The sequence below is a fragment of the Halohasta salina genome (assembly GCF_024178165.1).
Taxonomy (GTDB): Archaea; Halobacteriota; Halobacteria; order Halobacteriales; family Haloferacaceae; genus Halohasta; species Halohasta salina.
In genome coordinates this window covers 82,933-95,980 of the sequence record NZ_JAMZIE010000001.1, presented here as the reverse complement: position 1 = coordinate 95,980, position 13,048 = coordinate 82,933, and the positions used below count along the sequence as shown (strand labels likewise).

Sequence of the window (13,048 nt, the reverse complement as noted above, 5' to 3'; positions counted from 1 at the left end):
GCTACACAAGTCCCGGCGGTCTCCCCTCGGGTATGAGCGAGATCGATGTCGAAGCCGTCGACGAGGTCGAAGGCGAGGAACCCGAGGCGGAACACACGGCGGATACGGGCCCACAGCCGGTCGAGGTCACAGCGACGAAAACCGACCTGCCGGCAGGTGTCGACGCCCCCGAGTACGTGCTGTACGGCGGAAAGGGCGGCGTCGGCAAGACGACGATGGCCGCCGCGACCGCGCTGTCGAGCGCCGCCGGTGGCACGTCGACGCTCGTGGTGTCGACCGATCCGGCCCACTCGCTGTCGGACACCCTCGAAACCGCGATTCCACCGACGCCGACCCGAATCCGTGAGGAGATCCCGCTGTGGGCTGCCGAGATCGATCCCGACGAGGCGATGGGCGAGGGGATGTTCGGCACCGACGAAAACCCCCTCGGCGGGATGGGCGAGATGGGCGAGCAACTCGGCCCGATGGGTGATATGCTCGGCGACGACGAGGAAGAAGGGATGGGCGGGCTGGCCGGAATGATGGGGATGGGCGGCTCGATGCCCGGCGCCGACGAGGCGGTAGCGATGCGCCAACTGCTCGAATACCTCGACGATCCACGCTTCGACCGGGTGATCGTCGACACTGCACCGACCGGCCACACCCTGCGGCTGCTCGAACTCCCCGAACTCATGGACTCGATGGTCGGCCGCGTGATGAAGATGCGACAGCGAATGCAGGGGATGTTCGAGGGACTCAAAGGGATGTTCGGCGGGGGGAACGACGCCGATCCGTCGGCCGATTTGGAGGAGTTGCGGGAGCGCATCGAACGCCTTCGGGGTGTGCTCCGTGACCCCGAGCAGACGGATTTCCGGGTCGTGATGATCCCCGAGGAGATGAGTGTCGTCGAATCCGAGCGGCTGGTCGACCAACTCGACGCCTTCGGTATCCCGGTCGGGACGCTCGTGGTCAACAGAGTGATGGAGGACCTCGCGGAGATTACCGACCACGAGGTCGACCCCGAGTGGATCGTCACGCCGAACTTGGAGGACTGTGAGTTCTGTCAGTGCCGGTGGGGCGTCCAGCAGGACGCCTTGCAGGGGGCGACCGACCTGTTCCGCGGCCGCGAGGTAAAGCGGGTCCCGCTGTTGGCCGACGAGGTACGCGGCGAGGCGGCCCTCCGGGTCGTGGCTGCCTGTCTGGCGTAACTACGTGAACCGGCGAACGACCGACCAGAGCTGATCGCGGATCGTATCGGGAATGAACCGAGCGAGGACGCTCACGCGGGCGGCCGTCCCGACCGGGACACGGGCGACCGGTTTGGTCGCGCTGGCGGCGTTGACGATATCCTCGGCCACCCGTTCCGGCGACACCGAGCCGGGGCCGTCGCCACCGATGGCCTCGGTGTCGTCGAACAGGCTATAGAAGTCCTCGTAGGCCCCGGTGCGGTCGTTGCCGTCGGCCTCGGCTTCGGCCCGATCCGAGAAGCTGGTCCGGACCGGCCCGGGCTCGACGACGACGACGTCGACCCCGAACGGTTCGACCTCGGCGCGGAGGGCATCCGACATCGCTTCGAGGGCGAACTTCGAGCCGCAGTAGGCGCTGCCGCCGGGGAAGGCGACGCGGCCCGCCACGGACGAAACGTTGACGATCGTCCCCTCTTCTTCCCGGCGCATGTGGGGCAAAACGGCCCGGATCAGTCGGTGGGGGCCGTAGACGTTGACTTCGTACTGTTCGGCGACCTTCTCGACCGGCACGTCTTCCAGCGAGCCGAACTGGCCGAAGCCGGCGTTGTTGACCAGACAGCCGATCGCGCCCTCCTCGTCAAGGATGCGGTCGACCACCCGGTCGATGTCATCCTGTTCGGTGACGTCGAGCCGGTCGGTCCGACAGCCGGCGTCTTCGAGCGTCTCGATGTCGGCCGGATCGCGGGCGGTCGCGTACACCGTCCACCCCTCGTCGGCGAACGCCAGCGCAGTGGCCCGCCCGATGCCGGACGAACAGCCAGTAATGAGTACCGTCTTCGGTTGCACACCCTACGTTCCGCCCCGTGGGTGTTAATTATACGGTGTTTGTTGGCCGGACACGACCGACTCACTCGTCGACGATCTGCGATTTGACCTCGTCGGCGTAGCTGTCGGCCAGCCGCGTCGGCTCGGGGAGTTTGTACCCGCCGCCGAGGACGGCCACGAGGTCGACCGCGGTCTCGGCGCTCACGCGGTGGCCCGGACTCACGTAGAGCGGATTGATCGACTGACTGCCGGAGTCGTACTGTCTCGACTGATGGGCGTAGCCGATTGTCGTCCCCGGTGGACAGTCGACCGCGTCGGTCGACTCGATGGGCGTGCGCCACCCCTCGGGTCGGTCGTCGACTGACTCCCGTGGCGTGCCGCAGAGGAGGTTCTTAGCGATCCCGATGGCTGGCAGGTCGAAGATCACGCCCATGTGGGTCGCTAATCCTGCTTGCCGGAAGTGGATGCGGCCGCTGCCGTCGAAGCAGGCGAGGTCGGGCTCGCAGTTGAGCGTGGCGAACGCGTCGACGATCGCCTCGCCCTCCCGAAACGACAGCAAGCCGGGAATGTAGGGCACCGACAGATCGGTGACGGCGTGGGTGCGTTCGATCACCTCGCCGTCCCGGAGGGCGACGATAGCGCTTATCGCGGTATCGTCGACGAAGGCTTGGTCGACGCCCGCGATGACCGGCGGCTCGTGGGTGTCGCTCGCCATATCGGTCGTCCCGGAGGCGAGCGTCGACTGCGCCGATCCTGTTGTGTCGGCTGGTCGGGTCGACCGGGTGACGACAGCCGGATCGAACGGCAGTCGGTCGGTGAACTCGGCATCGGCGGCGACAGTCCGCTGGAGGGCCTCCATCTCTTCGCGGGACAACGAAGGGTCGGGGAGGAGATCCGGGCGGGCGGGCTCCATTCAGAACCGACCGCGACCGGGACCGCCCATACCGCCGCCGGGGCCACCGCCGCCGAGGCGGAACCGGTTCTGGGTGCGGATGTTCTGGGTTTGTTTGATGTACTGGCCGTAGGCGAGGCCGACGATCAGGCCGACGAGGTGGGCGCCGTGGGCGATCCCGCCACCGCCGGCCTGCCCGGAACCGATGAAGAAGACGCTCACCGCGGCCGTCACGAGGGTGAGCAGCCAGATCGGCGCGGGGATGATGAAGTAGATCAACACCTTGAGCTTGGGGTTGAGGATCGTCAGCACGCCCATGATCGCCAGCGCCGCGCCGCTGGCTCCGAGGACGCCGGGCGTCGCTGGGGTGACCGTCGTTTCGAAAATGGTGAGGGCGGTCTGACTCAGTCCGGCGAGGACGCCGCTGCCGACGAACAGCAGGGCGAACTTCTTCGAGCCGATGTAACGTTCGACCAGCGGGCCGAAAAAGAAGATCACCATGCTGTTGAACACGATGTGGAAGAAGTTCGTCGGCGAGTGGGCGAACACCGAGGTAACCCACGTCCAGACGTACTCGGGGAAGGCGGGCCGGAGGACGAACAGCGTCTGGTGGAGCCCCCCACCGCCGACGAGGATGACGAGCCACTGGAGGATGAACGTGACCCACATCAGCGCCAGCATGGTGTAGGCCATGTTCCCACGGAAATACCCCAGTGGCCCGCCCGTGCCGGTCAGTTTGTCGACCATCCCCTTGGCCGTCGAGGTTCGGCCGCCGCCGTCGACCGAGTCGTCGAACCCGCTATCGAAGACGCCGCCGGGGTCGTTCCAGTCGTCGAGCCCCGGACAGTCGTGGTTCTCCGGGAGTCGGTGGTCCGCACAGAAGGTCCGGCCACAGCGCCGGCACTGGTACGGCATGTTTTCGTCGACGCCACACTCGTCGCATCTCGCCATTAGCTACCTCTAGCGGCGGTGGGATGAAAGACGTTTGGCTCCGAACCGGTTCACTGGTCGTCGTCGGACTCGTCGGGGTCGTCGACCGGCTCGAAGTTCGTCGGGACGACCGTCGGATGCCGGATCCCGAAGTCGGATTCCGTTGCTGACATCACGACTATTCGTTCGGTCCACACACCCAAATAATTACCCATGCGCATACCACATTCCGGCCGGTGTGAGTATGCATCTGACACATTCGCGGCCGAAACAGTGAACGAACGCGGCGAAAACAGGGATGTCGGGCGGTTAGAACGTCTCGTCGTAGAGCTCTTGGCTGTGTTCGATCGCGTCGATGGCGGCGGCTTTGTCCTCCCAGTCGAGAACGTCAGCGCCTTTGCCCTCTTCGAGATTCTTGTAGGTGTTGAAGAACTCGGTGATCTCGTCTTGAGTCTGCTGTGGGATGTCGTCGAGGTCTTCGATGTGGTCGTAGCGTGGGTCCTCGGTCGGGACGGCGATGACCTTGTCGTCCTGCTCGCCGCCGTCGTCCATGCCCATCAGTGCGACCGGGCGGGCTTCGATCACACAGCCGGGGAAGGTGGCGTCCTCGACCAACACGAGTACGTCGAGAGGGTCGTCATCGTCGTACCACGTCTGGGGGATAAAGCCGTAATCGGAGGGGTAGTGGACGTTCGAGTGGAGCACCCGATCCAGCACGACCGCCGGGATGTCCTTGTCGTATTCGTACTTGTTCCGCTCGCCTTTCAGGCACTCGACGACCGCGTAGATCGTCTCCGGCGCGTCGGGTCCCGCATCGAGGGTTTTCCAGAGGTTCGTCATTCCATCTACCGATTCCCAGACACACACAAAAGTCCTTTCGGGACTCCCCGGCCGTTCGTGTCATCCACACGCATTCACTGCCCGGCAGACATCTCCAATCTCGGACACACGATGCGAAACACGCGCCGTTTTTGTCGACCATCCGTGACCGACGGCGGCGATAAACGGGTGATTGAACGGGTGGTGGCCGAAAATAGTTCTCCTTCGATGGTGGATTCCGATTCTGATTACGAAGTGTTAAATAGCATGATGACATTAATCCTACTATGTCAGAGGCACAATCAGTCAGTGATGAGACGGGCATGGCACGCGATCTGACCGCGTTCCAACAGAACATCCTCATGATCCTCGCCGAAGAGTCGCGCTACGGGCTGGCGATCAAGCGCGAACTCGAGGAGTATTACGGCACCGAAGTCAACCACGGTCGACTCTACCCCAACCTCGACGATCTGGTCGAGATGGAACTGGTCGAAAAGAGCGAACTCGACAAACGGACCAACCAGTACGAACTGACCGAAACGGGCTACGAGGCCATCCTCGGCCAGTTCGAGTGGGACCTCTCGAAGTTCGTCACCAACCACGACCGCGCACAGGACATCTACGACCTCGTCGACGCCCTGAAATAAGGTTACTCGGAGGCCTGACCTGGGCAGTCGGCTTCGGAGACGGAAACAAGGTATTCGAGGGAGGTCTCGACGACCTCTCGCTGTTTTTTATCGGGCCACGCGTTCCGTGGGAAGTACTCACGAGTGAACTCCGCGAGCTGTTTGTCGGTCGCCTCGTCGACGCGGGCGAGATAGTGGTTCCCCATGAAGTCCGCGAAGGCGCGGGCGTTTTTCGCGTGAATCTCGCCGTACTCCTCGGCGACGGCCTCGACGAGGGCGGCGTTGTGGGCCTCGATCTCCGCCCACGACCCCTCGCCGCCCGCGGTCGACAGCGGCACCTCGACGGCGCGGTCGGTATCCTCGATCCGATCGAGGATCACCGTGCCATCGTCGTCGAGCCACGCGTCGGGATACAACACGAGCGTCTCGTCCTCATCGCGGACGCGGGCGGTGTACTCGTGTTCGGCGAGCGTCTCGGCGCGTCGCTGGCGGTAGGCGTCGGCCTCGGCCTCGTCGCCGACCTGGCGGGCGAGTTTAGTCAGTCGCTCTGCGGCGTCGACTGCGTCTTGTGGGAGCTCACTCATCGAGTGCCTCGTTGGCCAGTTCGTCGGCGTGGCTGTTTATCTCTCTCGGCACGTGTTCGAGCGACCAGCGGTCGAACCCCGTCAGGAGTTCCCGGACCCGCACCCGCCGCTCCCGGAGCGTCGGCTCGTTGGTGTTCCACTCGCCGCGGACCTGTTTGACGATGAGTTCCGAATCCCCCCGGATGTCGACCTCGTCGAGTCCGTAGTCCCGAGCGGCCTCCAACGCGCGAATCAGGGCCTGATACTCGGCGTCGTTGTTCGTGGTCTCGCCGATCCGGGCGTTGCCGTCGGCGGCGATCCCGTCGCTGGTGACGATCACCCAGCCGACCGCCGCAGGGCCGGGGTTGCCGCGAGAGGCCCCGTCGAAGTAGACGTGGGCGCGGCCGCCGCCCTCCTGTAGCAGCGTGGTGAGCCGGCCGGGATCGGCGCCCTGGACGACGACCTTGTCATCGTAGGCAACCGCGACCGCCCCGTCGCGTTCGGCGCGCCACGCCTCGTGGGGGATGTTTCCCGGCTCGATGTCGACGCCCGCAGCTCGGAGGCGGTCGGCCGCGTCGTCGGGATCGCAGTCGATCGTTGGCATACCGCCGCTGGGGACGGGATCCTCAAAGGTGATTCGTTGCCGACCGGCCGTGAGGCCAGTGGCCCCGCCGGCAGTGGGAATGGTACCCAGTAGGTTTACAATCGTTCCACGGATTACTATGCAACGGGATGACACGGTCAACCCGCCAGCGCGTCGACGGCGAGACGCAACACGAGGAGGGCGACGCCGAGGGGATCGACCTCGACGACGTCGACCCCGAAGACGTCGTCCGTACGTCGGACGGCGAGCTCATGCACGAGCCGACCGGGCTCATCATCGAAAACGACCGGATCGACCGCGGCCCCGAGTGGCGGGCGTTCACCCACTCGGAGCGCCAGGAGAAATCCCGCGTGGGGGCCCCGACGACGAACACGATGCACGACAAGGGGCTGACCACGACCATCGACTGGAAAAACGAGGACGCCTACGGGCGGTCGCTGTCCTCCGAAAAGCGGAGTCAGATGCACCGCCTCCGGAAGTGGCAGGAGCGCATCCGCACCAAGGACGCCGGCGAGCGCAACCTCCAGTTCGCCCTCAGCGAGGTCGACCGGATGGCCTCGGCGCTGGGGGTCCCCCAATCGGTCCGGGAGGTCGCCTCGGTGATCTACCGACAGGCCCTCAACGAGGACCTGATTCGCGGCCGCTCCATCGAAGGGGTCTCGACGGCGGCGCTGTATGCCGCCTGTCGGAAGGAGGGGATTCCGCGCAGCCTCGAAGAGATCGCCGAGGTCTCCCGTGTCGACCGCAAGGAGATCGGCCGGACCTACCGCTACATCTCCCAGGAACTCGGCCTGGAGATGCGGCCGGTCGACCCCAAGAAGTACGTTCCCCGATTCTCCTCGCAGCTCGATCTCAGCGAGGAGGTCCAGGCGAAGGCCAAGGAGATCATCGACACCACCGCCGAAGAGGGGCTGCTGTCGGGCAAGTCGCCGACCGGCTTCGCCGCGGCGGCGATCTACGCGGCCTCGCTGCTCTGCAACGAGAAGAAGACCCAACGCGAGGTCGCCGACGTCGCACAGGTAACCGAGGTGACGATCCGCAACCGGTATCAGGAGCAGATCGAGGCGATGGGGCTGTCGGGGTAGGCCGAACGTTCAAATCCGCCGGGGGCCTCGGGTCGACCGATGCGGCTCTCGGAGTTCATCGAGTACGAGGCCAACGAGCGCGCCGAGCGCCGCCGCCTCGCCGCCAAAAAGTCCTACGAGATCCTCGACCGCTTAGAGGGCGTCGACGACCAGTTCGCCGACGTCGCCGACGACGGGGCCTTCGGCAGCGTCTCGCCCTCCATTTTCGTCGGCCGCGCGGGCTACCCCGAGGTCTCGACCGGCCTCCTGTCGCCGGTCGGCAACGAGGCCGACGCCGCCCAGTTCGCCACCAGCGGCGAGTGGTACACCGAAGGCGTCTCGATCGGCGACGTCTTCGAGCGGCGCACGTCCCTCCTAAATGCGAGTCAGTCGACGCCGGTCGAGACCAACGTCCACGACGCATGGAACGGCTTCCTCGGGGTCCAGCGCGAAGTCGCGATCGCCGACCGGCCCGTCGGCGTCGAAGTCGGGCTCGACGGCACCCCGGAACTCGATGTGGGGCTCTCGCCGGGTGACGTGTCGACGCCGACGGGACCTCGCGCACGCGCGAACGAAGCGACACTCACCGAGAACCCACACGTCCCGCGGCCCGTGGAAAAGACCCTCGAAGACGACGACTGGGCTGCGACGGGCGCGATGAACTACCTCTACGGCCGGGGGTTCGACGTCTACGAGATCAACACGATCCTCTCGGCGGGCGCACTCGGTCAGCAAGACAACCGGCGGCTCGTCCCCACGCGGTGGTCGATCACCGCGGTCGACGACACGATCGGCCAGTTCCTCCGGGGCAAACAGCGGAGCGCGCCGAGCGTCGACACCGTACAGGTGTTCCACAACGAGTATCTGGGCAACAGTTTTTGGATGATCCTCGCGCCGGGGCAGTGGGAGTTCGAGTTGGTCGAATTCAAAGCGCCGGGCAGCGTCTGGAACCCCGACCCGGAGGCGGGTATTTGGTTAGCCAGTGACTACGAGGGCAAATCGGGCCGGACGAGCTACGTCGACCAGACCGCGGGAGCCTACTACGCCGCCCGGCTAGCAGTGCTCGAACACCTCGACGCGATCGGTCGACAGGCCAAAGCCCTCGTCCTCCGGCACGTCTCCGACGAGTACTGGGGGCCGGTCGGCGTCTGGCAGGTCCGGGAGGCGATCCGGCATGCCTTCGACGGCGAGCGGGGCGAAAGCGAGACGTTCGATGCGGCGATCAGGGGAATCGTCGACCGGCTGCCGGTGTCGATGGCCCAGCTTCGGCGGCAGTCGACGCTGGCGGCGGGTCGACAGTCCGGGCTGGACGCGTTTTTATAAATTGTTCTTAAAAATGGTCAGTCCCACGTGACCCACAGCAGGAACGCGAGGGCGACCGTCTGGAAGACGTGGAGGACGATGTTCGCCGTCCACGCTTGGGGCGGCATATCGGTCGCGAACCACGAGGCGAGCACCGGATGGAACGAGTAGAAGTACAGCGTCAGGCCGTTCTGTGCGAGCAGTACGGCTCCGAAGACGGCGAGCCCGATTGCGTGTTTGGATCTGAACGCCCGGTAGTTGCGTGCCCAGATACCTGTCAGTACGAACAGCATGAGCACGTTCAGCGAGACGCTGACCTGCGCGATCGCTATCCAGTCGGTCATCCCTCCGCCCCCGTGTGTCTCGTCGGTGTCATAGTGGTAGTTCCTCCGCGATCTCCTCGATGAGGTCCCAGTTCCGTTCGGCCCCCTCGGTCGGGGAGTAGACCGCGCCGTAGTTGTCGCCCGTCTTCTTGATGATGCCGTGGTTCCGAAGGACATCCAGATGGTGACGAACCGTCGAGTAATCGAGCTCCAACGTTTCGGCGAGCTGGTTGGCGTTCCGCGGCCGTTCGTCGACCGCCCGCAGGATGCGGACACGGTTCGGACCCCCCCGGGTACCGGTCAACACGTACCACAGGACGGCCTCCATACAGGCTGCGATGTGTGGGACGCGCCTAAATATGTTGGTACGTTGGTGGCTCTACTCGGCGTCGACGACGAGTTCGAGGTCGAAGTGCTCGTCGGCCGGGGCCTCGTCGGGCGCGAGATAGCCGACCGCGAAGCCGGAGTAGACGACCCCGGCCTCGGGTGCGACGTCGAAGGTGGCGACGACGTCGCCGTCGTTGTCCTCGGTCGCTGGTCGGACGTCGAGTTCGTACTCGCCCGGCGGCACTTCGACCGCGCCGGCCGCACCGAACGGCACGTCCTCGAAGAGGACATCGCCTCCGGCAGTCACGTCGACGTTGGGCGCGTCGGGTGCGGCGTGGACGAGCCGAACACGGGCGTTGTCACCCGGATCGGAGACGTCGTCCTCGTAGACCTCGACCGCGAACGGTTCGTTTTCCTCGGCGAGTTCGCCGACCGCGGCGACGGTGATCTCGGCGGCCGGGACGTCGAGTTCCTCGTCGAAGACGACCGTCTCCATGTCGCCCGCCGCGGTGATCATGACCTCGTAGGTTCCCGACGCGACGTCGAGATAGTCGCTGACCGTGCGGTAGGGGACGTCTTCGAGCACCGCGTCGCCGTCGAGATAGACGTCGACGTTCGGCGCGTCCGGCGAGAGATGGGCCACTCGGAGGCTGGCATCCGGGTCGGGCTCCGACTCTTCGGAGCCGCCCATATCGGCGTCGACGACGAGTTCGAGGTCGAATGGCTCGTCGGCCGGGGCCTCGTCGGGTTCGAGGTAGCCGACCGCGAAGCCGGAGTAGACCACGCCGGCCTCGGGTGCGACATCGAAGCTGGCGACGACGTCGCCGTCGTTGTCCTCGGTTGCGGGCCGGACTTCGAGTTGGTACTCGCCGGCGGGCACCTCGACCGCGCCGGCTGCGCCGAACGGAACGTCCTCGAAGAGCACGTCGCCGCCGGCGGTCACGTCGACGTTCGGCGCGTCAGGTGCGGCGTGGGCGAGTCTGATCCGGGCGTTCTCACCGGGGTCCGACAGATCGTCCTCGTAGACCTCGACCGCAAACGGGTGGTTTTCCTCAGCGAGTTCGCCGACCGCCGCGACGGTGATGTCGGCGGCCGGAACGTCGAGTTCCTCGTCGAAGACGACCGTCTCCATGTCGCCGGCAGCCGTGATCATGACCTCGTAGGTACCCGAAGCGACGTCGAGGTAGTCGCTGACCGTTCGGTAAGGAACGTCTTCGAGCACCGCGTCGCCGTCGAGGTAGACGTCGACGTTCGGCGCATCCGGCGAGAGGTGGGCGACCCGGAGGCTGGCATCCGTTTCGGGCTCCTCGGAGCCATCCGTCTCCTCGGAGTCGTTCATCTCCTCGTCGGAGCCGTCGGTCGACTCCTCGTCGGTGCCGCCACCCGTACAGCCAGCGAGGGTACCGACTACGGCAACGCCACCGACCGATTTCAGTATCGTCCGTCGTTTGTGGTTCGACATATGCGTCCGTTCCAACGGCGAACCCCCTCATGAACGATTTCCGAACTCCCGCTGGAATGGTTCCCGGATGGGCCCACCCTTCGACCGAACTCTCTCCCAAATTCGTCCCTGATTCGGAGTCGAAACGGACCGCGCGCGTCGAGGGTGTCGTCCGTCGGGCCACAAAAACGTCGACAACAGTCGACTGCCGGCTACTCGTCGTCGGCGTCGAGTTCCGCGAAGACCGCCGCGACCATCTCGCCGGTGTCCTCGATGATCGCGTCCATCTCGTCAGCATCGTCGGCCATCCCGAGCAGCCGCGCGATCTTCATGATCGAGACGTGGTAGACGCGCTGGAGCCCCGGCTCCTCCTGCCAGATGATCATGTTACAGGGCATCAGCGCGCCGAGCCGCTTGTCGGTCGCATCCAGCGCCCGGTCGGCGATGACCGGATTGCACGCGCCAAGCACGTAGTAGGGGTCCCGGTCGGCGTCGACCTTCTTGTTGAGCATCTCGGAGGGTGAGAACTCGACGGGAACGCCGAAGCCGGCGTCGGTACAGACCGCCCGGACGTACTCGATGGCCTCCTGGTGGCCCATTTCGAGGGTGGCCTGTTTCTCGCCGAACTCCTCGGGGTCGACCGCCGCCGGATCGAAGGGGAGCGACATACCCACCCTACGCGTCGGGGGGCAAAAGGAGGCGGGGTACGGCGGCGTTACTCGGTGGCGACCGGTTCGTGGCCGATCTCCTCGAAGACCGCCTCGACGAACGTCTGTCGGCGGTCGTAGTAGGTAGTCTCGACCGGTTCGAGGAGTTCGTCGAGCCGCTGGGGGCCGTCCGGCGTTCGGATCTCCGTCTCGCCGACCTTGGTGAGGATGTCGCTTTTCGTCTGTGGCCACGTGAGCCGGGCGGCGATCCGGGCGACCGGCGCGCCGTCGACGGCCCGTCCGTCGCCGAGCTGGACAGTCGGCTCCGCGTCGGCCTCGTCGTCGTCTGCCATACTAGTAGGTTCGGTGCGGTCCGCCTAACGTTTTCGATCCGGTCGGCGACCGAATACCCCCCGAATTGTTTCCAACCGGTGACTGTCTGACATACTGTTTTGTATCCCCGACACATAGCCGGTCGCATGACCGATCTATCCGAGGCCTACAAGGGGAGTGTCGCCGCCCGGCAGGGGCGGCACCGCCTCTATCTGGGCGTCGGCCTCTTTCTCGTCGGGGCGGTGCTGCTGTTGACGGCGATCGTCGTCGCCGGCTCGGGCGTGTTGACCTCCCGTGGGTACTCGATCGGCGAGACGCGGTGGCTCGGCGGGGTCCTCGGCGGAATCGGGCTCCCGGCCCTGTCGCTCGGCGTCCTCACCGTACTGCCGGCCGACCGGCGGACCCGGACGGCCGCGCTGGTCGGGGCGTCGCTGTCGATCTTCGGGGTGGCCATCTTCGCCCACGCCTACCCCTGCCAGTGGATCGGGACGACCTGTGCGAACCCGGGGGTCGACCTCACGCTGCCGACCGCCGGCGTCTACGCCCTCGGCATGCTGACGACCATTGGCTGTCTGCTGGTCGGCATCGCCAATTTCAAGATCCGCAACGATCCCGGCGGCACCGTCACGATGGAGGTTACCCGGCAGGGTGAGACCAGAACCGTCGAGGTCGACCGATCGGAGCTCAACGGGTTCAATGGACTCGGCGGGATCGGCTTCCTCGGTTCGACGCCCGACGGCGAGGTCGACACCCAGACAGCCGGCGACCGCTCGGCGACGCCCGGCGCGACCACCAGCGACGGCGGCGCGGCGACCGAGGCGATCAGCTCGCCACTTGAGGGGACGACCACACCCGACTCGCCCAATACCTCTGAAGAACCCGGTGTCGACCGGATCGGCCCGGGGTCGCCGAGCGGCTCGGCCGGCACGCCCGACGCCGAATCCTCGGTCGACCGCTACTGCGGCAGCTGCGTCGAGTTCAAATACGTCCGCACCGACACCGGTATCCGCCCCTACTGCGCCTACCACGACGAACTGATGGACGACATGGACGCCTGCGAGGAGTGGGAACCGCGGTAGCCCGTGGTTACCACGGATCGGTGACCCGGTAGGCGTCGACTACTTTCCGCTAACGTTCGACTGCGAAGAACCGCGACCGGAGTGATACGGTGATCGAGCGGCCGGGG

The 13,048-nt window shown here is 65.8% G+C and carries 16 protein-coding genes; 5 read left to right on the top strand and 11 right to left on the bottom strand.

Annotated features, from left to right (window positions below; all coding sequences use genetic code 11):
* Nucleotides 1-32: 32 nt before the first annotated feature.
* On the top strand, nucleotides 33-1,187 hold the full coding sequence (locus NKJ34_RS00490) for an ArsA family ATPase (RefSeq protein ID WP_253736302.1): 1,155 nt from the start codon (nucleotides 33-35) through the stop codon (nucleotides 1,185-1,187).
* On the opposite strand, the gene NKJ34_RS00485 is transcribed toward NKJ34_RS00490, so the two are convergent.
* From NKJ34_RS00485 to NKJ34_RS00470, 4 genes are all read right to left on the bottom strand, one after another.
* Entirely contained in the window at nucleotides 1,188-2,012 is an 825-nt protein-coding gene (locus tag NKJ34_RS00485; RefSeq protein WP_253736301.1) for an SDR family oxidoreductase, read from the bottom strand.
* A 61-nt stretch (nucleotides 2,013-2,073) separates the two neighbouring features.
* A complete protein-coding gene (locus tag NKJ34_RS00480) occupies nucleotides 2,074-2,904 on the bottom strand; it encodes an endonuclease V (protein ID WP_253736300.1) in 831 nt (276 codons plus the stop codon).
* Nucleotides 2,905-3,834 carry a rhomboid family intramembrane serine protease gene (locus NKJ34_RS00475; protein ID WP_253736299.1) on the bottom strand — a complete coding sequence of 310 codons (930 nt, stop codon included), beginning with the start codon at nucleotides 3,832-3,834 and terminating at the stop codon, nucleotides 2,905-2,907.
* A gap of 288 nt (nucleotides 3,835-4,122) precedes the next feature.
* Nucleotides 4,123-4,653 (bottom strand): inorganic diphosphatase, encoded by a 531-nt coding sequence (locus tag NKJ34_RS00470; protein ID WP_253736298.1) that lies wholly within the window; start codon nucleotides 4,651-4,653, stop codon nucleotides 4,123-4,125.
* 266 nt (nucleotides 4,654-4,919) lie between these two features.
* Here NKJ34_RS00470 and NKJ34_RS00465 point away from each other — a divergent pair, with 266 nt between their 5' ends.
* On the top strand, nucleotides 4,920-5,279 hold the full coding sequence (locus tag NKJ34_RS00465) for a PadR family transcriptional regulator (protein ID WP_253736297.1): 360 nt from the start codon (nucleotides 4,920-4,922) through the stop codon (nucleotides 5,277-5,279).
* Nucleotides 5,280-5,281: 2 nt separating this feature from the next.
* On the opposite strand, the gene NKJ34_RS00460 is transcribed toward NKJ34_RS00465, so the two are convergent.
* Both NKJ34_RS00460 and rnhA read right to left on the bottom strand, forming a co-directional pair.
* A complete protein-coding gene (locus NKJ34_RS00460) occupies nucleotides 5,282-5,842 on the bottom strand; it encodes a DUF7108 family protein (protein WP_253736296.1) in 561 nt (186 codons plus the stop codon).
* Entirely contained in the window at nucleotides 5,835-6,425 is a 591-nt protein-coding gene (gene rnhA, locus NKJ34_RS00455; RefSeq protein WP_253736295.1) for a ribonuclease HI, read from the bottom strand. The genes NKJ34_RS00460 and rnhA overlap by 8 nt, the downstream gene beginning before the upstream one ends.
* Nucleotides 6,426-6,619: 194 nt before the next feature.
* On the opposite strand from rnhA, the gene NKJ34_RS00450 reads away from it, so the two are divergent.
* Nucleotides 6,620-7,510, top strand: a complete 891-nt coding sequence (locus tag NKJ34_RS00450; protein WP_425491751.1) for a transcription initiation factor IIB — start codon at nucleotides 6,620-6,622, stop codon at nucleotides 7,508-7,510.
* A gap of 39 nt (nucleotides 7,511-7,549) precedes the next feature.
* Nucleotides 7,550-8,812 carry a DNA repair protein NreA gene (nreA, locus tag NKJ34_RS00445; protein ID WP_253736294.1) on the top strand — a complete coding sequence of 421 codons (1,263 nt, stop codon included), beginning with the start codon at nucleotides 7,550-7,552 and terminating at the stop codon, nucleotides 8,810-8,812.
* Nucleotides 8,813-8,829: 17 nt separating this feature from the next.
* Here the strand turns inward: nreA and NKJ34_RS00440 are convergent, their stop codons facing one another.
* The 5 genes from NKJ34_RS00440 to NKJ34_RS00420 all read right to left on the bottom strand — a co-directional run bounded on the left by NKJ34_RS00440 (nucleotide 8,830) and on the right by NKJ34_RS00420 (nucleotide 11,882).
* Nucleotides 8,830-9,135, bottom strand: a complete 306-nt coding sequence (locus tag NKJ34_RS00440; RefSeq protein WP_253736293.1) for a DUF8036 family membrane protein — start codon at nucleotides 9,133-9,135, stop codon at nucleotides 8,830-8,832.
* Nucleotides 9,136-9,163: 28 nt separating this feature from the next.
* The gene (locus tag NKJ34_RS00435; RefSeq protein WP_253736292.1) at nucleotides 9,164-9,442 is read right to left on the bottom strand and encodes a winged helix-turn-helix domain-containing protein; all 279 of its coding nucleotides are present in this window, start codon (nucleotides 9,440-9,442) and stop codon (nucleotides 9,164-9,166) included.
* Nucleotides 9,443-9,493: 51 nt separating this feature from the next.
* Nucleotides 9,494-10,903 carry a DUF4397 domain-containing protein gene (locus NKJ34_RS00430; protein WP_253736291.1) on the bottom strand — a complete coding sequence of 470 codons (1,410 nt, stop codon included), beginning with the start codon at nucleotides 10,901-10,903 and terminating at the stop codon, nucleotides 9,494-9,496.
* 191 nt (nucleotides 10,904-11,094) lie between these two features.
* Nucleotides 11,095-11,550: a DUF302 domain-containing protein gene (locus tag NKJ34_RS00425; RefSeq protein WP_253736290.1), complete on the bottom strand. Its 456-nt coding sequence runs from the start codon at nucleotides 11,548-11,550 to the stop codon at nucleotides 11,095-11,097.
* A gap of 47 nt (nucleotides 11,551-11,597) precedes the next feature.
* The gene (locus tag NKJ34_RS00420; protein WP_253736289.1) at nucleotides 11,598-11,882 is read right to left on the bottom strand and encodes a DUF5789 family protein; all 285 of its coding nucleotides are present in this window, start codon (nucleotides 11,880-11,882) and stop codon (nucleotides 11,598-11,600) included.
* Between the two features lie 126 nt (nucleotides 11,883-12,008).
* On the opposite strand from NKJ34_RS00420, the gene NKJ34_RS00415 reads away from it, so the two are divergent.
* Nucleotides 12,009-12,941, top strand: coding sequence for a cell division protein CdpA domain-containing protein (locus NKJ34_RS00415; RefSeq protein WP_253736288.1), 933 nt, complete (start codon nucleotides 12,009-12,011; stop codon nucleotides 12,939-12,941).
* Nucleotides 12,942-13,048 lie beyond the last annotated feature (107 nt).

What these genes read in the sequence shown, in the direction of transcription:
- NKJ34_RS00490 (WP_253736302.1), top strand. Translation starts at nt 33, where the DNA reads ATGAGCGAGATCGATGTCGAAGCCGTCGACGAGGTCGAAGGCGAGGAA.
- NKJ34_RS00480 (WP_253736300.1), bottom strand. Translation starts at nt 2,904, where the DNA reads ATGGAGCCCGCCCGCCCGGATCTCCTCCCCGACCCTTCGTTGTCCCGC.
- NKJ34_RS00475 (WP_253736299.1), bottom strand. Translation starts at nt 3,834, where the DNA reads ATGGCGAGATGCGACGAGTGTGGCGTCGACGAAAACATGCCGTACCAG.
- NKJ34_RS00470 (WP_253736298.1), bottom strand. Translation starts at nt 4,653, where the DNA reads ATGACGAACCTCTGGAAAACCCTCGATGCGGGACCCGACGCGCCGGAG.
- NKJ34_RS00465 (WP_253736297.1), top strand. Translation starts at nt 4,920, where the DNA reads ATGTCAGAGGCACAATCAGTCAGTGATGAGACGGGCATGGCACGCGAT.
- NKJ34_RS00460 (WP_253736296.1), bottom strand. Translation starts at nt 5,842, where the DNA reads ATGAGTGAGCTCCCACAAGACGCAGTCGACGCCGCAGAGCGACTGACT.
- rnhA (WP_253736295.1), bottom strand. Translation starts at nt 6,425, where the DNA reads ATGCCAACGATCGACTGCGATCCCGACGACGCGGCCGACCGCCTCCGA.
- nreA (WP_253736294.1), top strand. Translation starts at nt 7,550, where the DNA reads ATGCGGCTCTCGGAGTTCATCGAGTACGAGGCCAACGAGCGCGCCGAG.
- NKJ34_RS00440 (WP_253736293.1), bottom strand. Translation starts at nt 9,135, where the DNA reads ATGACCGACTGGATAGCGATCGCGCAGGTCAGCGTCTCGCTGAACGTG.
- NKJ34_RS00435 (WP_253736292.1), bottom strand. Translation starts at nt 9,442, where the DNA reads ATGGAGGCCGTCCTGTGGTACGTGTTGACCGGTACCCGGGGGGGTCCG.
- NKJ34_RS00430 (WP_253736291.1), bottom strand. Translation starts at nt 10,903, where the DNA reads ATGTCGAACCACAAACGACGGACGATACTGAAATCGGTCGGTGGCGTT.
- NKJ34_RS00425 (WP_253736290.1), bottom strand. Translation starts at nt 11,550, where the DNA reads ATGTCGCTCCCCTTCGATCCGGCGGCGGTCGACCCCGAGGAGTTCGGC.
- NKJ34_RS00420 (WP_253736289.1), bottom strand. Translation starts at nt 11,882, where the DNA reads ATGGCAGACGACGACGAGGCCGACGCGGAGCCGACTGTCCAGCTCGGC.
- NKJ34_RS00415 (WP_253736288.1), top strand. Translation starts at nt 12,009, where the DNA reads ATGACCGATCTATCCGAGGCCTACAAGGGGAGTGTCGCCGCCCGGCAG.